Origin of the sequence: Nonomuraea sp. B10E15, from assembly GCF_039871615.1 — a bacterium.
Taxonomy (GTDB): domain Bacteria; phylum Actinomycetota; class Actinomycetes; order Streptosporangiales; family Streptosporangiaceae; genus Nonomuraea.
This window is the reverse complement of the sequence record NZ_JBDPMB010000002.1, coordinates 748192-766819: the sequence shown is the minus strand read 5'-3', so window position 1 is coordinate 766819 and position 18628 is coordinate 748192. Positions and strand designations below refer to the sequence as shown.

Annotated in this window: 18 protein-coding genes; 5 read left to right on the top strand and 13 right to left on the bottom strand. The window is 69.2% G+C overall.

Annotated features, from left to right (window positions below; all coding sequences use genetic code 11):
- Positions 1 to 83: 83 nt before the first annotated feature.
- Positions 84 to 299 carry a heavy-metal-associated domain-containing protein gene (locus ABGB14_RS12460; protein ID WP_347643767.1) on the bottom strand — a complete coding sequence of 72 codons (216 nt, stop codon included), beginning with the start codon at positions 297 to 299 and terminating at the stop codon, positions 84 to 86.
- On the bottom strand, positions 296 to 733 hold the full coding sequence (locus ABGB14_RS12455; protein WP_347643766.1) for a nuclear transport factor 2 family protein: 438 nt from the start codon (positions 731 to 733) through the stop codon (positions 296 to 298). Before ABGB14_RS12455 ends, ABGB14_RS12460 begins: the two co-directional genes overlap by 4 nt.
- A gap of 75 nt (positions 734 to 808) precedes the next feature.
- On the opposite strand from ABGB14_RS12455, the gene ABGB14_RS12450 reads away from it, so the two are divergent.
- From ABGB14_RS12450 to ABGB14_RS12440, 3 genes are all read left to right on the top strand, one after another.
- Positions 809 to 1393, top strand: a complete 585-nt coding sequence (locus ABGB14_RS12450) for a TetR/AcrR family transcriptional regulator (protein WP_347643765.1) — start codon at positions 809 to 811, stop codon at positions 1391 to 1393.
- Positions 1394 to 1532: 139 nt separating this feature from the next.
- Positions 1533 to 2825, top strand: a complete 1293-nt coding sequence (locus ABGB14_RS12445) for a hypothetical protein (RefSeq protein WP_347643764.1) — start codon at positions 1533 to 1535, stop codon at positions 2823 to 2825.
- 102 nt (positions 2826 to 2927) lie between these two features.
- Positions 2928 to 4523, top strand: a complete 1596-nt coding sequence (locus tag ABGB14_RS12440; protein WP_347643763.1) for an FAD-dependent monooxygenase — start codon at positions 2928 to 2930, stop codon at positions 4521 to 4523.
- A gap of 184 nt (positions 4524 to 4707) precedes the next feature.
- On the opposite strand, the gene ABGB14_RS12435 is transcribed toward ABGB14_RS12440, so the two are convergent.
- The 10 genes from ABGB14_RS12435 to glgX all read right to left on the bottom strand — a co-directional run bounded on the left by ABGB14_RS12435 (position 4708) and on the right by glgX (position 16216).
- Positions 4708 to 5658, bottom strand: coding sequence for a hypothetical protein (locus ABGB14_RS12435; protein ID WP_347643762.1), 951 nt, complete (start codon positions 5656 to 5658; stop codon positions 4708 to 4710).
- Between the two features lie 260 nt (positions 5659 to 5918).
- Positions 5919 to 6467: a hypothetical protein gene (locus ABGB14_RS12430; RefSeq protein WP_347643761.1), complete on the bottom strand. Its 549-nt coding sequence runs from the start codon at positions 6465 to 6467 to the stop codon at positions 5919 to 5921.
- Positions 6468 to 6614: 147 nt separating this feature from the next.
- The gene (locus ABGB14_RS12425) at positions 6615 to 6926 is read right to left on the bottom strand and encodes a YrhB domain-containing protein (RefSeq protein ID WP_347643760.1); all 312 of its coding nucleotides are present in this window, start codon (positions 6924 to 6926) and stop codon (positions 6615 to 6617) included.
- Between the two features lie 38 nt (positions 6927 to 6964).
- Complete coding sequence (locus tag ABGB14_RS12420; protein WP_347643759.1) at positions 6965 to 7429, bottom strand: hypothetical protein; 465 nt, start codon at positions 7427 to 7429, stop codon at positions 6965 to 6967.
- Positions 7429 to 7749 carry a hypothetical protein gene (locus ABGB14_RS12415; protein WP_347643758.1) on the bottom strand — a complete coding sequence of 107 codons (321 nt, stop codon included), beginning with the start codon at positions 7747 to 7749 and terminating at the stop codon, positions 7429 to 7431. Before ABGB14_RS12415 ends, ABGB14_RS12420 begins: the two co-directional genes overlap by 1 nt.
- A gap of 20 nt (positions 7750 to 7769) precedes the next feature.
- Positions 7770 to 8009, bottom strand: a complete 240-nt coding sequence (locus ABGB14_RS12410; RefSeq protein WP_347643757.1) for a hypothetical protein — start codon at positions 8007 to 8009, stop codon at positions 7770 to 7772.
- Positions 8010 to 8923: 914 nt separating this feature from the next.
- Positions 8924 to 10144: an alpha/beta fold hydrolase gene (locus ABGB14_RS12405; protein ID WP_347643756.1), complete on the bottom strand. Its 1221-nt coding sequence runs from the start codon at positions 10142 to 10144 to the stop codon at positions 8924 to 8926.
- Positions 10145 to 10271: 127 nt separating this feature from the next.
- Entirely contained in the window at positions 10272 to 11996 is a 1725-nt protein-coding gene (treZ, locus tag ABGB14_RS12400; protein WP_347643755.1) for a malto-oligosyltrehalose trehalohydrolase, read from the bottom strand.
- Complete coding sequence (gene treY, locus ABGB14_RS12395; RefSeq protein ID WP_347643754.1) at positions 11986 to 14130, bottom strand: malto-oligosyltrehalose synthase; 2145 nt, start codon at positions 14128 to 14130, stop codon at positions 11986 to 11988. Before treY ends, treZ begins: the two co-directional genes overlap by 11 nt.
- Positions 14123 to 16216 carry a glycogen debranching protein GlgX gene (gene glgX / locus ABGB14_RS12390; protein WP_347643753.1) on the bottom strand — a complete coding sequence of 698 codons (2094 nt, stop codon included), beginning with the start codon at positions 16214 to 16216 and terminating at the stop codon, positions 14123 to 14125. Before glgX ends, treY begins: the two co-directional genes overlap by 8 nt.
- Before the next feature lie 195 nt (positions 16217 to 16411).
- On the opposite strand from glgX, the gene ABGB14_RS12385 reads away from it, so the two are divergent.
- The gene (locus tag ABGB14_RS12385; RefSeq protein ID WP_347643752.1) at positions 16412 to 16984 is read left to right on the top strand and encodes a hypothetical protein; all 573 of its coding nucleotides are present in this window, start codon (positions 16412 to 16414) and stop codon (positions 16982 to 16984) included.
- A 19-nt stretch (positions 16985 to 17003) separates the two neighbouring features.
- Positions 17004 to 17963, top strand: coding sequence for a prolyl aminopeptidase (gene pip, locus ABGB14_RS12380; protein WP_347643751.1), 960 nt, complete (start codon positions 17004 to 17006; stop codon positions 17961 to 17963).
- Here pip and ABGB14_RS12375 read toward each other — a convergent pair.
- The gene (locus ABGB14_RS12375) at positions 17929 to 18477 is read right to left on the bottom strand and encodes a phosphatase PAP2 family protein (RefSeq protein WP_347643750.1); all 549 of its coding nucleotides are present in this window, start codon (positions 18475 to 18477) and stop codon (positions 17929 to 17931) included. The two genes, pip and ABGB14_RS12375, sit on opposite strands and share 35 nt — an antisense overlap.
- Between the last annotated feature and the right edge of the window lie 151 nt (positions 18478 to 18628).

Sequence of the window (18628 nt, the reverse complement as noted above, 5' to 3'; positions counted from 1 at the left end):
TCAAGATGAGGTCGTGGCTCTGTCGGAGCTGCCGACACGATCGAGACCTCCAGGCTCGGGAGACGCCGGCAGGTCCGGCAGGCTCAGACACGGGGGGCGGTGAGCTCGTAGCCCGCCTCCTCGACGGCGGCGCGCACATGCGCGAGCTCCAGCTCCCGGTCACTGGTCACCGAGACCCGGTCCGCCTCGACGTCCACGCTCACGGCGGTGACGCCGGGGACACGTTCGAGTTCCTCGGTGACGGCGTCCGCACAGTGCCCGCACGCCATGCCGATCACGGTGTAGGTGCTCGTGGTCACGCCGGCGCGTCCCGGTTGCCGAGCGCCGTCGCCTGGTCGCCCTTCCCTCCGGCGGGGACGGTGCGGGTGAGCATGTGCGACCTGCGCATCCGCCCGTCGTCGGTGAACTGCCCGAAGAAGTACACCTCCATAGCGAACTCCTTCTTGCGCTGCTGTACATGCAACGTGTAGCGCGCGGCGATCCGGTCGCCGTCCGCCACCGCCTCGTGCACCTCCATACGGCTGCTGGGCCGGTTCTTGCGCACCGGGCGGGTGTGCGCGATGAGTTTGTCCCGGTCCATCCGGTGGCCGTCTGCTATCTCGATGATGTCCGTGGTGTGGTAGCGGTCCACGATTTCCGCTGGATCCTCGTCGTCGCGCAGGAGCTCTTCGGAGAAGGAGGTGAAGAACTTGGTGATGAACTCTGCGGGGTCGCTGTCGCTGCATGGACGCATGGGGACTCCTGTCCGCGATAAGTTTGACAGCATGTAAGCTATACATAGTTGATTATCTTTGGCAACATGTAAGAAATGAGTTCATCCCCGGGCCGCACTCGCCGCGCCGACGCCCGACGCAGCAGGGCGGCCATCCTGGACGCGGCGATCCGGCTGCTCAACGCCCGGCCCGACGCCAGCGTCGACGCCATCGCCACCGCCGCGGGCGTGACCCGCCAGACCGTCTACGCCCACTTCCCCTCGCGCCAGCGGCTGCTGGCGGCGGTGCTCGACCGGCTCACCGAGGAGGCCGTGGACGAGATGGACGCCGCGGACCTCGGCACGGGGCCGGCCGCGGACGCGCTGCTGCGGCTGATCGACGCCGGCGCCAGGACGGCCGGGCGCTATCCCGTGCTGATGCAGAAGCTCGCCGCGCTGCCCGTTCCTCCGGGAGAGGACCAGGCGCGGCACACGGCGGTCGCCGACCGGCTCAAGCTCATCATCGAGCGCGGCGTGCGGACCGGGGAGTTCGACGATCGCCTACCGGTCGACTGGCTGGTCGCGGCCACCATCACGCTGGGCCACGCCGCGAGCGAAGAACGCACCGCCGGACGCCTGACCGCCGCGGAGACGGACGAGGCGCTCCGCGTCAGCCTGCTCCGGCTGCTCGGCGGGAAATGACCGTACGGCCGCTACTTCCGGGGCCGGTTACCCCTTTCGACGTCGGACCGGTCCCGGCCCACGGGTGATTCAATGTGCCGTCGCCAGAAATGCCTGCCTGGTCACCGCTGGAGATCAGGTCAGCAACTCGGAGGTACGGATGCGAAGACCGGTTCGTGACGTTGTCATCGCCTTGACCGCAGCGACTCTGGTGGCATCGTGCACCGCGAGCCCGACCGGGGCACCCGGCGACCCTGCGGCCAGCGACTCGCCGCCGGTCTCGCCCGCCCACAAGGCTCTCGACCTCAGTGGCGACCCACACGCCGCGGCCCCCCTGGCGTTCGACGACGAAGCCGCCCATGTCCTGCCGACCGGCCCCAAGGGCGTCCCCACCGTCGCCCTGCACGGGCGCGCAGCGTGGTTCTCGCACGCCTCTGGCGTGACGGTGTACGACCTGGCTTCGGGTAAGGCCGTCACCGACATCACCACCGAGAACACGCCCACGTATGACATGCCTGCGCCCCGCGAACTGAGCCGGAAGCAGGCCGAGATGATACGAAGCCGTGTGTCGACGCCGGAGCCGGTCCAAATCGGCGGCGCGCCAGCCATGATCACCGTCGTGCCGGTCAAGCTCGCTCCGCGGGGCGAGGGCTCAGCCCAGGCAGGGTTCGAGGTGATCGCGGCACGGGCGGACGACGGCAAGCCGATCTGGCGGCTGCCCGTGGACGTCTATGGCGAACCGACGGGCAAGCTGGGCGCACTCCTGGTGTCGGCCGTTGACGGCGCGGCGGCCGTCACCTGGACGGAGGACGGCTACTCGGCGGGCACCTTCGCGGTCTCCCTGGATGAGCCCCGCCTTCTGTGGCAGCGTGCGGGCTTCTGGATGATCGGGGGATACGACGGCGCATTGCTGGGGTTTCACCGAAATGCGGACGACAACTATGTGATGGCCGGTATCGCCGTCCCAGACGGCCGCGACCTGTGGCACAAGGAGGTGCCGGCCAACACCACCTGGGCGATCAGGGAGACCGGCGGCCCTTTGGCCAAGCTCGACGATGACGGCGACAAGGGACAGTTGATCGAGCTTGCGACCGGCGACATCGCCCTGTCCAAGCAGGGCGGCTTGACCAAGCGCATGCGATGCGATCGCGGCGAGGGCGGCACCGTCGATCTGTGCGCCTCGAAGCAGGACGGGGCCTTGGCGGTGGATGGCGCCGGCAAGGTCTTGTGGCGCCGGTCGGCGGGCGACGGCCCGGACGACTGGAACGCCACCGCTGAGGCCGATTTCAAGGACCTGGCCTATGCCAAGGGCGAAGAGGGTGCGTTCGTCATCGACGCGCGTACCGGACGAACCGTCAGCACCGATGCGGGGGTCGCGCCCGATCGTGTCAACGCCTACGCCGCGCTCGTCTTCACCGACAAGGGCACGGAGGTCCACCACACCAAGCGCTGACCGGAACGGCGCGCATTTCGAGATATATCTTGACCATCCAACGGACGCGACATATCGTGTTGCCCACCAACGCGATAGTACGTGTTACGGAGGTGGCGGGCAATGGAGCGAGAGCGGGTGCCGATCCTCGTGGTCGGCGGCGGGTATGCGGGGCTGAGCGCGGCGGCGCTCCTGGCCTGGCGAGGCGTGCCGGTCATCCTGGTCGAACGGCACCCGGACACCTCCATCCAGCCCAAGGCCTTCGGCGTAGGACCGCGGGCGATCGAGCTGCTCCGCCCCGTGCCGGGCATCGAGCAGGAACTGAGCGACATCTGGGCAGGCATCGGCGACAACCTGCGCATCGCCATCGCCAGGGACCTCCGCGACCCGGATCCGCACATGATCATGGAGGACGAGGTCGAGGAGCTGGCCTTCCTGACCGACATCACCCCCGTGGCGAACGTCGGCGCACCCCAGGCCGAGATCGAGCGGGTGTTGCGGCGCAGGGCCGAAGCGCTCGGCGCCGACCTGCGCTTCTCCACCGAGCTGGTCTCGCTCGACCAGGACGAGGACGGCGTCACGGCGCTGATCCGCGGCGAGGACGGGGAGCGCGTCGTGCGGGCGGACTACGTGGTGGCCGCCGACGGCTGTCGCAGCCCCGTACGCCGGATGCTCGGCGTGCCCACCTCGGGCAAGGGCGTGCTGGGCACCATGTGCTCGATCATGTTCGATGCCGACCTGACCGGGCTCGTCGAGGATCGTATGGTCACGCTCTGGTATCTGCAGAACGACGTCTTCACCGGCGCCATCCTCACCGGCACCGGAGTGGGGGCGCACGTGCTGGGCGTCAACCACGCCGAAGGCGAGAGCGCGGCCGACTTCACCGGCGTGCGCTGCGCCGAGCTGGTGCGGATCGCGACCGGGCGACCGGATCTCGACGTGCGCATCCTGGACAGGACGACGTTCGACCTGGGGCACGTGCTCGCCGACACCTATCGCGCCGGCCGGGTGTTCCTCGCCGGCGACGCGGCCCACACCATGCCGCCCACCGGCGGGCAGGGCGGCAGCACGGCGCTCCAGGACGGCTGCGACCTGGCCTGGCGGCTGTGGCTCGTCGTCACGGGCCAGGCAGGTCAGGACTTCCTCGACACGTACGACGCCGAACGCCGCCCCATCGGCGCCATGACCGCCGACGCCCAGCTCGCCAACCTGGGCGTCCGCATGCCTCCCGGCGCCCGCGAGGGCTATCCGGAGCCCTTCGAGGACACCGCGGCCTGGCTGATCGGACACCGCTACCACTCCACGGCGATCCTGAACGAACCCGGCGACGACGGCTCGATCCTGGAGGACCCCCGTGTCCCGCACGGGCGCCCCGGCAGCCGGGCCCCGCACGTGGTGCTCGACTGGGAGGGGCAGCGCATCTCCACCATCGACCTGTTCGGCTCCGGCTTCGTGCTGCTGGCCGCCAAGGAGGGTGGCCAGGCCTGGGTGGACGCCGGCCGCCAGGTCAAGGAACGGCTCGGCGTGCAGCTCACACGGCTGCTCCTCGATGCCGAGCTCATGGACGTGACGGGACGGTTCCAGGAGGTGTACGGCGTCAACAGGGGCGGCGCCGTGCTCGTCCGGCCCGACGGCTATGTGGCCTGGCGCTCGCCCGACCCCGTCGAGGACCCGGCGGCCACCCTGGAAGGGGTCATGAGACAGATCCTCAGCCGCTGATCCATCACAGAACCCGAGGCGACGGGCCACGTCGGTGGCGGCAACCTGGCTCCCGCCGCGAAGGGGCCCGTCACACGACGAGCACCCGGGCCGACCCAGAAGAGTCCGTCACACGACGAGCACCCGGGCCGACCCAGAAGAGTCCGTCACACGACGAGCACCCGGGCCACCCGGCAAGGGATCGTCAGGCGGCGAGGGTGGAGGACGGGGGGTGCATGCTCGTCAGGGAGGCGTGGGCGGTGCTCTGGGTGGCGCAGAGCCAGTCGTTGGTGGAGCCGGTGAAGCCCAGGGGCGGCCCGACCTTGAGGCAGGTGATCTGGCCGGTGCCGGGCGCGGGACCGACCTTCAACCGCCGGACCCCCGCGGGGCCCACGGCGTCGGCCTCGTAAGGGGTCAGCAGGACGCCGAAGGGGCAACCACCGTCGGGCTGGTCGCCTGGCTGGATCTGGAGGAAGTCGTCGATCCGGCGCTCGGTTGCCTCCGGGTGGGCGGTGAGGTGGGCCAGGTGGTCGGCGACCAGGCGGCTGGCCACCGTGCGCAGGAGGTTGGTGGCGCACAGGTTGTGCGCGCAGGCGGCGCCGTCGAGGGTGATCTCGGGCAGGGCGAAGCGGCGCAGGCCGCGCGAGGTCACCCGGAGGCAGGAGGTGTCACCGGGATCCCAGGGCGCGCAGGCGGCGACCTCGTGCGTGCGGACGTCCCAGGCCAGCCAGTCGTCGTTGAGGTGGAACGCCGCGGGCTCGCCGGCGCACTGCCCGCAGGTGAGGATGGCCGCACCGGTCAAGGGGTCGATCAGCGGTCCGTCGCACTCGCGTGCCAGGGCTCTGGCCGCGGCCCTGGCGGCCTGCGCACTCGCGGGCAGCAGGTGCGGGGGCGCCGTGGCGGACACCACGACATGGTGTTTCGCCCGCCGAAGGCGACGCCTCTCCTCGTCGCCGAGGTTGGCGCCGGTCGGTTTCCACGGGGTCGGATGGTAGGTCGCGGTCAGGGCCCGGCTGCGCATCGCGCTGATCACGGCCTTCCTGTGAGGGCCAGCGACGCGCCAGGGCAGGAACGCGTCGACGTCGAACCGCGTGCGCTCCATGGCCACGACGAACCGGGACGTCAGCGTGCGGGGCAGGGGCAGGGTGATCTTCATGGGCGGCCTCCGGACGTTTCGAAGCGGTGAGGCGCTCAGGATCTGGGACGGCGGGTGAGCGAGAGCAAGTGGAGCGACGTTCTGTGGATGACGTCGAGTTATCCACAACGGGCGCACGACAGCCCTGCGTCCCCCGTGGACCAGCGCGTTGGTCACCAGTTCTGAGGCGATGAACTGAAGGTCCCAGATGGCCGGATGCTCACCCATCCAGCGTCCAAGCTCTCGACGGGGGCTGAGGTCGACACCAGCAGGTGTTGTTTCTAGTGCAGCCCTCGATCGGTCAGAGTGAAGAACCAATTCCCGCCTACGTTGGAACTGATGGCGTCTCCTATCGCCGGGACCTGGCCATCGACCCACCACACCTTGTTATGGAGGTTAACCGCATTGAGACCATGACCGCCACCATCCGGGAACATCAGTTGCACGTTTCCCTGGGCACGGTTCCCGGCGTCCAGCAACTCTTTCTCGATCGCCTGGGGACCTGCTATCGGAAAGGCATTCATATTATTTCCTGGAGAGCGTCCCGCGACTCTGGCATCCCCGAGAAGAACGGACCTGACGGCCAACGATATCTCGGCGCAGTTAGCCGTCCCCTTCAGTGGATTGACGTACGGCAACAGGCTGGCCACGTCTTTGGCCGTCTGAGGAACGCCGTTCGGGAACATGGTCATCAGCAGCTTCAGTTTGGCATGCGCATTCGCCAGGAGCGCCAGATCCTGCGCCGTGTGCGGTGCGTCATTGAGGTACGCCATACCGGACGGGCGATAGTCGACGCCCTGGACCGGGCGCCGGGCCACCCCGGTGTGCACGCCCGAAGAGTGATTAAAGTATCTCTCGAATTCGGGCGTCCCCCTACCCGGCCGCAGAAACAGCCCCACCGGTCGGAAGATGCCGGGTGGCAGCGAAAACTCGAACTTACTCAACCCATGCCGCCTGGCGAGGAAAGATGATGCGGCTCATTCCTGACCCGTGGCGAACTTCTGCGGGTCAGCCTCGTACTCCGCGATCGCCTGGCTGCGGGACAGGTACGAGGGGAACGTTATGATGCGTCCGCTGTCCCGCAGCACGAGTACGGGGCCTGCCCCCACCAAAGCGTGACGATAATCTCCTGTCCTGCGGAACGCCGCCGTCGTATAGGTGAACACCCAACCGTACGCACGTTCCACTGCGGCGGCGTTCACCACGATCCCATCGCCTGGCGGCCCGTCGATGTACACGCTGTTCAGATAGCGCTCCAGAAGTGCCCGCGCGCCAGCTTCGCTGATCATCACACCTCTTTCGATTCCGGCAACCAACAGCGGCGCGGTCAGGCCAAGACGGCGTTGGCGGCGGTGTTGGTCATCCGGTCGATGGCGAGCCTGAATGTCCGCTGGGCGGCGGGCGCCGCCATACCCCCGCCGGACACGAGCGCAGCTGCGGCCAGCGCGTAGTAGTACAGTGTGAAGGCTTTATGCGCGAGCACGAGCAGCGCGCCGGCGTGCAGCCCGAGAGCGGCGGCACGCACTCCGGTCGTTGCGTCGGTGAGATTGTTGCTGGCTCCCTCGGGGTGGGAGAAGTCTTCCGTGAAGGCGGTGACGCCCTCTCCCCGGCTGCTGGCCGCAAGGGCCTTCACATGGCCGTCTCCGTCGGCCAGCAACTCGCGGAGCCGACCGGCCTGCAGATCGTGCGCCTTGCCCAACTCCATGCAGGCGTTCTCGTCGCCGTCAGGAAAGACACAGCCGAGGAATGCCTCGATCGCGGCGAGCTGTCCTTCGGGAAGTCCAAGACCCACTACACCCTCACACTGTCGATGGCGGAGGCGGACTCCGCTTCGGCCGACTGGTATTGAGCGGTCATGAACTGCAGGCCCTGAGGATAGCCGTGGTAATCATCCAGATTGCTCCGGGTACATTCCTCAATCAATCCCAGTGCGGTCTCGTAGCACATGCCGATCGTCTGGCCGAGGGCATTGTTCGTCCCCCACGGCTGCCCGTAGGACTTCACATCCTCTACAAATGCCTGAGCCAGGGCTGACGCCTGCTGGCCGACATTGACGAGGCCCTCGGTGGACCGGCCGAACTGCGCGTGGTCGAGGTCTACTTCAGCTTCCATGCAGCGTCTTCTCTCCGTCATCACCCGCGAGCGATGCTCGACATGAACGCGGCCAGCGCTTCCCCGTACGATCGCATGTGGGCCATGCCCGATTCCCGCAGACCATGGATTCGCGCCTCGATCAGATCGGGGTCGGCGCCGGCGGCTCCGCGGTGCTCGCGAGACCTCACCGCCGCCTCGTCCATCGCCTGGTTGACCGCCTGCTCCAGGTATCCGCTCAGCTCCGGCGTCGTGCGCATCGCCCGTTGGTCAATGGTCACGGCCACGAGTCTCGGACACGGCCCGCCGTACCGATTCCACGAACGCTACGCAATCCATCCCACCTGAAACGATATTCCTCATCCGTAATTGCGGAAGAGGATCTTACTGGCCTTGTCGTCGAAGGATTGTTGACCGGAGTTCTTCGTCAGGTCAGTGTCCTCGGAGTACGGCCTGGCGATATAGTCCGACTGGTTATCGCTCCTGCTTCATCCAAATGAACGTAGTATCTGGTGTGGATCTTCAACGAACCCGCACCGTTGTCGACCGACCGACTGGTGCCATGCCATTGATTGTTCCTCAGGTCACCGTCACCTGTCTTGAAACAGGCTGCGCCGCCCCCGTAATTGTCATGCCTTCAAAGGCAGAAGGACCCCCGCAGCCGACGACGACCGGGAATCGGCGTGCACCGCCACAATCCCAGGCACCCCCACCACGGCGACCGCCGCAGGCAAAGATCCGATAACGACCTTCTTTATGAACACCCCTTTCCGTTGTGCACGCGTACCAGCGCCCGGCCGGGGAATCACCCATGCGTTTCGTTCGGAAATCGCGGAGAAAAATTCCGCATACCCTGTCTCAGCCATGCCGGCACTGAAGTCGTGCCGTCCGGGCAAATGATGTGACCGGCACGTGACAGAGACCCTACCGATGGGCGCGAGCCGCTACGGCAGAATGCGAGGCCAGAAATCCCTCGGTTTGGGACAGACCAGGGTGTCCCAGCAGGCATCTTCCGGCGCGGGGTCTCAGGCGTGCCTGTACGCCGCCAGACTGCCGATGTGGGCCTCTTAGCGGGTGAGCAGATGTCCACAGAACAGCGAGACCTTTTTTGCCGGGGGTCCGTCATCCGGCGCGGTCAGAACTGCGTGGTCATGGCGGTCCGCGAGGGCGAACAGGCAAGCCGTGCTCGTCCCGCTCAACGCGTGATCTGGCCGCGCAGGAAGGCGGTGACCAGCTCCCCGTACTCGCCGGGCCGGTCGTGGGCGATGTCGTGGCCGGATCCGTCGATCGCGCGGAAGACGGCGTTCGGCAGCACGTCGGCGTACTCGCGGGCGACCTCGGGCGCCAGGTAGTCGCATGAGCCGCGCAGCACCAGCGTGGGGACGTTGATCCGGCGCAGCGCGGGCCGGGGGTCGGCGACCCGGCCGGCGTCGCGCGAGGTCATGGCGTTGGCCCAGAAGCCCAACCCCGGCTGCGGCACCCGCAGCGGCCGGCCGGGGCATCCCGCCCGCATGTCGAGCCCTCCGACGAGGGACTCGAAGTCGCCGTCCGCCGCGTCGTCCGGCAGGAGGGCGTGGGCGGTGCGTGGCCCCGCGACCTCCATGAGCACGTGCGCCAGCAGTAAGCGCGGGTGCTCCCACACCACCCGGTTCTGGTCGCGCAGCCCGCCCTCCGTCATCTGCCGATTGTCCGGGAAGGCGGGAGACCACATGGTTCCCGGCGAGGCCACGACCGCGCGGGCCACCCGGTCGGGATGCGCGGCCAGGTAGGAGGCGACGAGCTGACCTCCCCAGGAGACACCGGCCAGCACGACGCGGTCGGCGCCGATCGCGGACCTGACGGCGTCCAGGTCGGCCACGTGCCGGGCGATCGTGTAGCCGCGCACGTCGGACAGGCGGCTGGACAGGCCCGCACCCACCTGGTGGTAGGCGTACACGTCGTAGCCCGCGGCGGCGAGCGCGGGTGCGAGCGGCGACGGCTCGGCGTCCGGCGCGCCCGGCCCACCGTGCACGAGGATCACCGGCGTGTCCTGGTGCTCGCCGTGGGCGGGGGTGCGCGTGTAGGCGATGCGCGAGCCGGTCGGCAGGTCCCAGTACTGTGTGCCGGGCCCGGCCACGATCGGCCGGTACGGCGACCCGCCGAAGAGCAGGCCCGCGAGGGGCACCGCCACGGCCGCCAGTTCGGCCCCGGCGACCGCGATCGGCACCCAGCGCCGTACCTGTGAGCCCGCCACTCGGCCTAGCGCCGACCGGCACGACCACCAGACAACGCCCGCCAGCACCGGCGCGGCCACGGCCAGCGCGACGTATCGGTTGCCGCTCGCCGCGGCGGCGGCCCACAGCGCGCCGAGCCCCGCCGCGAGCCCGGCCGGGACCGCCAGGACGACGAGCAGCCCGGCCGCTGCCTTTGCTCTCACTCCGGCGCGCTCGTTGCCGGCTGCACGGCCCGGCCCACCGCCCGAATCGCCCATGCCACGTCAACGTGTGACCGTGTCGTTTTTCTCCGCCGTCGAAGCCCGAGCTGAGATCCGGGGTCAGGCACCTTCATGCCTCCGGGGGTGCGGGCGGGCGGCAGATCAGCAGTGACTGGCCCGGCAGGCGCACCCTCTCTCCATCGGCCGCCACCGGCTCGTCCGAGGCCAGGACGATCGTTCCCGGCGTCAGGGGCAGCGTCACCGAGTCCGTGGCGAAGTTCACCAGCACGGCCAGCGAGCCCCGCCACATGATCAGCCAGGTGCCGTGCGGGTCCGTCTGCACGCGCACCCGGTCGAGCCGGGGGTCCGACAGCTCGGGCAGGGCCCTGCGCAGCGCGATCAGGTCGCGGTACCAGCACAGCAGCGACCAGTGCGCCTCCTCCTTGACCTCGCCCCAGTCGAGTTTGCAGCGCAGGAACGTCTCCTCCTCGGAGGGGTCCGGCGCGTTCCACGCGTACCCGAACCCCTCGAACTCCCGCTCGCGCCGCGCCGCCTCGGTTTCGCGCAGCCGGGGCTCGACGTGGTCGGAGAAGAACAGGAACGGCGAGCGCGCCCCCCACTCCTCGCCCATGAACAACATCGGGGTGAACGGCGAGGTCAGCAGCAGCCCGGCGCCCAGCTTGAGCGCGGGCATCGGCAGCCGGTCTCCCTGCGGCCGGTTGCCGATCTGGTCGTGGTTCTGCAGGCAGGCGACCAGCCGGTGTCCGGGGACGCCCGCGTAGGAGCGCCCGTGGGAGCGCCCGCGGAAGCTGGAATGGGACCCGTCGTGCACCACCCCCGACGTCAGCGCCTTGGCCAGCGCGGGCAGCCGCGCGAAGTCCTGGTAGTAGCCGTGGGACTCGCCGCTCACCGCGCAGTGCAGGGCGTGGTGGACGTCGTCGTCCCACTGCGCCGTCATGCCGAGCCCGCCGGCCTCCGGCGGGCGCACCATGCGGGGGTCGTTGAGGTCGGACTCGGCGATCAGCGTCAGCGGCCTGCCGACGAAGCACGCCAGCGCGTCCACCTCCTCCGACAGCTCGGCCAGCAGGTGTTCGGCGCGCTTGTCGTGCAGCGCGTGCACGGCGTCCAGGCGCAGCCCGTCGATGTGGAAGTCGCGCAGCCACTGCACCGCGTTGCCGATGAGGTAGCGCCGCACCTCGTCAGAGCCGGGCCCGTCCAGGTTGACTGCTTCGCCCCAGTAGCTCCCCTCAAATCCGGCAAAGTACGGGCCGAAGGGCCGCAGGAAGTTCCCCGACGGCCCGAGGTGGTTGTAGACGACGTCGAGGATGACCGCGATCCCCGCCCGGTGGCACGCGTCCACGAACGTCTTGAGCCCGTCGGGCCCTCCGTACGTCTCGTTGACCGCGTACAGGTCGACCCCGTCGTAGCCCCAGTTGCGCCCGCCCGGCACGGGAGCGACCGGCATGATCTCCACGAAGTCGACGCCGAGCTCGACCAGGTGTTCCAGCTTCTCCACGGCCGCCGCGAACGTGCCCTCAGGCGTGAACGTGCCGACGTGCAGCTCGTAGATCACCGCCCCGCGCAGGTCGCGGCCCTTCCAGTCGTGGTCGGACCAGAGGAAGCGGTCGTGGTCGTAGACGGCGCTCGGCCCGAAGACGCCCTCGGGCTGGCGGCGGGAGCGCGGGTCGGGGTAGGGCCCGCCGCTGTCCACCAGGAAGGCGTACGTCGTGCCGTGGCCCGCCTCGGCCACGTCGGCCGACCACCATCCTCCCTCACCGGGGGTCATCGCCCAGCGCCCGTCCATGACGTCCACCTCGACTGCCGTGGCCTTGGGCGCCCAGACCTCAAAGATCATGTCTCTCCAGGAGTGCGACCGGATACTGACCGAGCAGGTGTGCGAGCGGGACGCGCCCGGTGTGCCGGACGCCGGTGAGCAGGTCGCGCCAGGCCCCCGCGGGCAGCGTCAGCGTCGTGGCGCCCCAGCCCGTCGCGGCCAGGCGTACGGGGAGCCTGGTGGCGACGGCGACCGCGCGCGGCCGCTCGCCGGAGCCCTCGCCGCCCCTGGCGAAGGCGATCACGTGTTCCGCCGCCTGCCCTTCCGCCGGCAGCGGCAGGTACGCCCCCGCGCCGCCGAGCCGCCGGCGCAGCCGCAGCGCCTGGGTGGTCACCAGCTGTTTGGCCGTGTCCCATGCGGTCACGGGCTTGGGCGGGAAGGACACCGGACGCCGGTTGTCCGGGTCGACCAGCGAGAAGTCGGTGATCTCGTTGCCCTGGTAGACGTCAGGCACGCCGGGCATCATGAGCTGGACGAGCTTGGCCCCGAGGGAGTTGGACATCGCGTACGGCTCGATGCGCGCGGTGAACTCCCCCACCGGCAGCCGCACGGCCGCCTCGGCGAAGTCCCGCAACTTCCGCTCATAAGACGGATCCGGATTTTTCCAGGAAATAGCGGTTTTCGCCTCGCGAGCGGCCTTCAGCAGGTAGTCCGAGAACCGCTCGGCCGAGATCGGCCACGCCGCCATCAGGTTCTGCCAGGCCAGGTAGTCGAGGCACGGGTCGAAGCTCAGCGCCGACGACCACTCCGACACGGCCTCGGCCCACTCGTCCGGCAGTTCCGACACCACCGACAGCCGGGCCCGCACATCCTCCGACCGTTTCGTGTCGTGCGTGGACAGGGTGGTCATCGTGTACGGCCGCAGCCCCGCGCAGAACTCGTGGAAGTCCTCCACCGGGACGCCGAACACGTCGGGCTCGCCGCCCACCTCGTTGAGGCAGGCCAGCGGGTACCACCGGTAGAGCGCCGTGTCCTCGACGCCCTTGGCCATGACCGGGCCGCACGCCTGCTGGAAGCGGATGATCGCCTCGGCGGAGCCGTACAGGACCTCGCGGACGAGGGGGCGCACGGCAGGAGAGCACGCCTCGGCGGCCAGCTCGACGATCTCGACGGACTCGGGCGGGGGCTCCTCCCCCGGCACGATGTACGCGCGGTAGACCGGCATCGCGGCGAGCAGCTCGCGCACGGCGGCGGGGTCGCAGGAGGCGGCCCTGGCCAGCCGGTCCACCTCGGAGCCGAAGAACAGGTCGAGCACCTCGCGCTTGGCCCGCGCCATCACCGGGCGGTAGTCCGCCGGCTGCCCGGTCCGCTCGCTGAAGAGCCGGACGAGCGGCTCCTTGCCCGCCGGGTCGACGAACAGGCCGTTGACGCGGTTGAGCACGTCGTAGCCGGTGGTGCCGTCGCAGGCCCAGTCGTCCGGCAGCTGCTCGGGACCGATGAGGATCTTCTCCACGACCGTCCACGCGCTGCCCGCGCGCCTGCGCAGCCGTTCGAGATAGCCGCGCGGGTCGGCGAGCCCGTCGGGGTGATCGACCCGCAGGCCGTCCACCAGCCCCTCGTCGAGCAGCCAGAAGATCACCTCGTGCGTGGCGAACAACACCGCCGGGTCCTCGACCCGCAGCCCTATTAATGACGACACGTCGAAGAAGCGCCGGTAGCCGGGGCCCTCGCGCCAGCCGGCCAGCCGGTAGTGGCCGGGGTGGGGGAAGGCGTGCTCGTGGTAGCGCAGCACGTCGCCGTCCACGACGGGCTCGACGTCGTCCCCCAGGACGGGCAGCGCCACCGTCCCGTCGACCCAGTCGATGTCGAACCACCGCGCGTACGGCGAGGCGGGTCCGTCCTTCAGCACCGACCAGAACCGCGCGTTCACCGTGTTCATGTGGTTGGGCACGATGTCCACGACCACGCCCAGGTCGTGCGCGGCCAGGTGCTGGGCCATCTCCCTGAACCCGCTCGCCCCGCCGAACTCGTCCCTGATCCTGGAATGGTCGGTGACGTCGTAGCCGTGGCGCGACTGCGGGGTCGACTGCAGGATCGGCGACAGGTAGACGTGGCTCACGCCGAGGTCGCGCAGGTAGCCGGCGATCTCCGCCACCTGGGCGAACCCGAAGTCGGGCGTCAGCTGCAACCGGTAGGTCGACGTGGGCCTAGACACGGCGCAGCACCTGCACGCTGCGGCCCGGCACCGCGACCGCCTCGCCCGCCCGGCACATCCGCGCGCCCACGTCGATGGGCATGGCCGTGTCGATCTCTGTGTGCCACATCTCGCCGTAGTCCTTGGGGATCGTGAACTGGATCGTGTCGTGGTGCGCGTTGAACAGCAGCAGGAACGAGTCGTCCCTGATCGGACGGCCGCGCCGGTCGGGCTCGGTGATGGCCTCGCCGTTGAGGAAGACCGCCAGCGACTTCGCGTACCCCACGTTCCAGTCGCTGTCGGTCATCTCCTCCCCCGAGGGGGTGAGCCAGGCGATGTCACTCAGCCCGCGTACCGGCTTGCCGTAGAAGAACCTCCTGCGCCGGAAGACGGGATGTCTCTTGCGCAGCTCGGCCAGGCTCTGGGTGAACTCCAGCATCAGCCAGTTCTCCCTGATGTCCGACCAGTCGACCCAGGTCAGCGCGTTGTCCTGGCAGTAGCCGTTGTTGTTGCCCTGCTGCGTGCGGCCCAGCTCGTCGCCGTGCGAGAGCATCGGCACGCCCTGGGAGAGGAAGAGCGTGGTGAGGAAGTTCCGCTTCTGCTGCTCGCGCAGCGTCTCGACGGCGTCGTCCGCCGGCCCCTCCGCGCCGCAGTTCCACGAGCGGTTGTCGTCGGTGCCGTCGCGGTTGCCCTCCTTGTTGGCCTCGTTGTGCTTGCCGTCGTACGAGACGAGGTCCTGCAGGGTGAAGCCGTCGTGGCAGGTGACGAAGTTGATCGAGGCCGCGGGGCGGCGGCTGTCGGCCTGGTAGAGGTCGCTCGACCCGGTGAAGCGGGAGGCGAACTCCGGCATCGTGGCCGGCTGCCCGCGCCACAGGTCGCGGATCGTGTCGCGGTAGCGCCCGTTCCACTCCGTCCACCGCGACGGGAAGTTGCCCACCTGATAGCCGCCTGGACCCACGTCCCACGGCTCGGCGATCAGCTTGACCTGCGACAGCACCGGGTCCTGCTGCACCAGGTCGAAGAACGAGCTCAGCCGGTCGACCTCGTGCAGCTCCCGAGCCAGCGTCGAGGCCAGGTCGAAGCGGAACCCGTCGACGTGCATCTCGATGACCCAGTAGCGCAGCGAATCCATGATCATTTGAAGGACGTGCGGCGAGCGCATGAGCAGGCTGTTGCCCGTGCCGGTGGTGTCGACGTAGTAGCGCTTGTCGTTCTCGACCAGCCGGTAGTAGTCGGGGTTGTCGATGCCCCTGAACCCCAGCGTCGGCCCGAGGTGGTTGCCCTCGGCGGTGTGGTTGTAGACGACGTCCAGGATGACCTCGATGCCCGCCTCGTGCAGGCCCCGCACCATCGCCTTGAACTCCAGCACCTGCCCGCCGCGCTGCCCCTGGCTGGAGTAGCGGTTGTGCGGCGCGAAGAACCCGATCGAGTTGTAACCCCAGTAGTTGGACAGGCCCCGCTGCTCAAGGATGTGGTCGGTGACGAACTGGTGCACCGGCATCAGCTCAAGGGCCGTCACGCCCAGCTTCGTCAGATGGTCGAGGATCTCCGGGTGGTGCAGGGCCGCGTACGTGCCGCGCAGATGCCTGGGGATCTTCGGGTGGCAGATCGTCAGCCCCCGCACATGAGCCTCGTAGATCACGGTGTCGTGGTACGGCCTCGCGGGCGGCCGGTCGTGCCCCCACCCGAAGAACGGGTTGATCACGATGGACCGTGGCACGTAGGGGGCCGAGTCGAGGTCGTTCCTGGTGTCCGGCTGGCCGAAGCGGTAGCCGTACACCGCCTCGTGCCAGCGCACCCCGCCCTCGATGGCCATCGCGTACGGGTCGAGCAGCAGCTTGGCCGGGTTGCACCGCAGCCCGTGCGCCGGATCGTGAGGGCCGTGGACGCGGTAGCCGTAGCGTTGACCCGGGCCGATCCCCGGCAGGTAGCCGTGCCAGATGAACCCGTCCACCTCGGTGAGCGGCACCCTGGACTCGGTGTTGTCCTCGTCGAACAGGCACAGTTCGACCTTGTCGGCGACCTCGGTGTAGAGCGAGAAGTTGGTGCCCGCGCCGTCATAGGTCGCCCCGAGTGGATAGGGGTCTCCCGGCCAGATCTCGATCATCGAGGCTCCCTTGCGGTCTCTCCCCATGTTCTGTTCCCCTGCTCCCCCGGACAAGCCCGGACCCCAGTGATGACCTTGTACCTTCCCCCCAACGCCTCTTCATTACTCCGCTGAACGTTCACCCAGGTCAAAAGGGTGCGCCGCGCCCCGCCCACCCGATGCGCGGGCGCGGCGGCGGTCCGACAAGATGGACGGATGAGCGTTGAGTTGATGGTCTGGGACGAGCCTGAGCCGATCAGCAGGGACCAGGCGCGCGCCACCTACCTGGCGGTCAAGCGGAGCGAGCCCGGCGGCGGTGACGTGCCGGCCGTGGCCGACGAGCTGCCGGGGCGGGTCACGCCCTATCCGGGGCACGTGCTGGTGACGATGGACCTCGACACGATGGACGAGCTGTCCGCCAAGGTGTTCACGGTCGCGCGGGCGCACGGGCTGGTCTGCTACGACCCCCAGCGCGACCTCGTGCACAACGTGGCGCCGCTGGGCGTCTACGAGGGCATGCAGCTGCACTCGGGCGACGGCCTGGTCGTCCACGACCCCGACCTGGCGTTGGTGCACGACGTGCTGGGCACGCTCTCCCCGCAGAACCCGTTCGCCGCCCTGGTGAACTTCGGCCGGCACTTCCTGCAGGTCTCCCCCGGCTACGAGCTGGAGTACAAAGAGGGCACGCTCGTCAGCACGACGGTGCCGGACCTGGCGCAGGTGCGGCGGGCGTTCCACGAGTACGCCACCGGCGACCGGTCGTTCCTGACCCGCCACACCTGGGCGTGAAATGGCAGGATCGGGTGGCATGAGAACTCTGTACCCGCCCATCGAACCGTACGACTCCGGTCTGCTCGACGTCGGCGACGGCAACCAGATCTACTGGGAGGTCTGCGGCAACCCGGAGGGCAGACCCGCCGTCATGCTGCACGGTGGCCCCGGCGGCGGGTGCAGTGCGAAGCACCGGCGGCAGTGGAATCCCGAGCTGTACCGGATCGTCCTGTTCGACCAGCGCAACTGCGGCCGCAGCCGGCCGCACGCCTCCGACCCCGCCACCGGCCTCGCCGCCAACACGACGTGGCACCTGGTGGCCGACATGGAGCGGCTGCGCGAGCACCTGGGCATCGACGCCTGGCAGGTGTTCGGCGGTTCGTGGGGCAGCGCGCTGGCGCTGGCGTACGCCCAGACGCATCCTGAGCGGACGACCGAGCTGGTGCTGCGCGGGATCTTCACCCTGCGCCCCCAGGAGCTGAGGTGGTTCTACCAGGAGGGCGCCGGCCAGCTGTTCCCCGACCTGTGGGAGCGCTACGTCGCGCCGATCCCCGCCGAGGAACGCGGTGACCTGATCGCGGCGTTCCGGGCCCGGCTGGAGGGCGACGACGCGCAGGTGCGGCTGGCGGCGGCCAGGGCGTGGGCGCAGTGGGAGGGGGCCACGGTCTCGCTGCTGCCGGATCCCGAGCGGGTGGCGGAGTTCGGCGAGGAGGAGATGGCCGTCGCCTTCGCCAGGATCGAGAACCACTACTTCCACCACGGCGGCTGGTTCGAGCCCGAGCAGCTCATCAGGGACGTCGGCAAGATCCGGCACATCCCGGCGGTGATCGTGCAGGGCCGCTACGACGCCTGCACGCCCATGGCCACCGCCTGGGACCTGCACAAGGCCTGGCCCGAGGCCGAGTTCCACGTGGTGCCCGACGCGGGGCACGCCTACTCCGAGCCGGGCATCCTGGACCGGCTCATCGCGGCGACAGACGGCTTCGCGCGAGCCTGACCGCGGGGGTGACGGCGCCCACCGCCAGCAGCGCGAACAACGGCGCGAGCACCATCCCGAGCACGAAGCCCGCGGCGACGTCGTGCGGATAGTGCACGCCGACGAACACCCGCGAGAACGCCATGACGGCCGCCAGCGGGAACACCACCCAGGCCAGCGCGCGCCAGACCAGCACGAGCGTGGCCGCCGCGCCCGCCGCGATCGCGGAGTGGTTGCTGGGGAACGACCAGTCGTCCAGGGGCGGGCAGGCGGCGATCGTCGCGACCCCGCCCCTGCACGGCCGGTCCTCCCGCACGATGAGCTTGACCATCTCGCTGACGATGTACGCCAGCACCACCCCGGCCGGGCCGGCGATCACGAGCGCCAGGTCACGTGCGGGCCCTCGCCACGCGCGCCAGGCCGCCACCCCGAACAGCGCCACGAACACGAATAACCCGGCGTCCGTGCCCACCTCGGCGAGCACGTGCAGCCACGCGGGCGTGGCCATGGCGAAGTCGACAATCTCGTCGTACACAGGCGTCCAATCGGTGAATGAGCGATGGACACGACCTTACGAACAGAGATCATCAGATGCCTCCATCATGAGGTGGAAAATCCGGAAAAGCCTCGGTCGAAAGACCGAGATTCTTCGTCCTGACGGGCAGCCGGCGGATCATGGTGTGGGG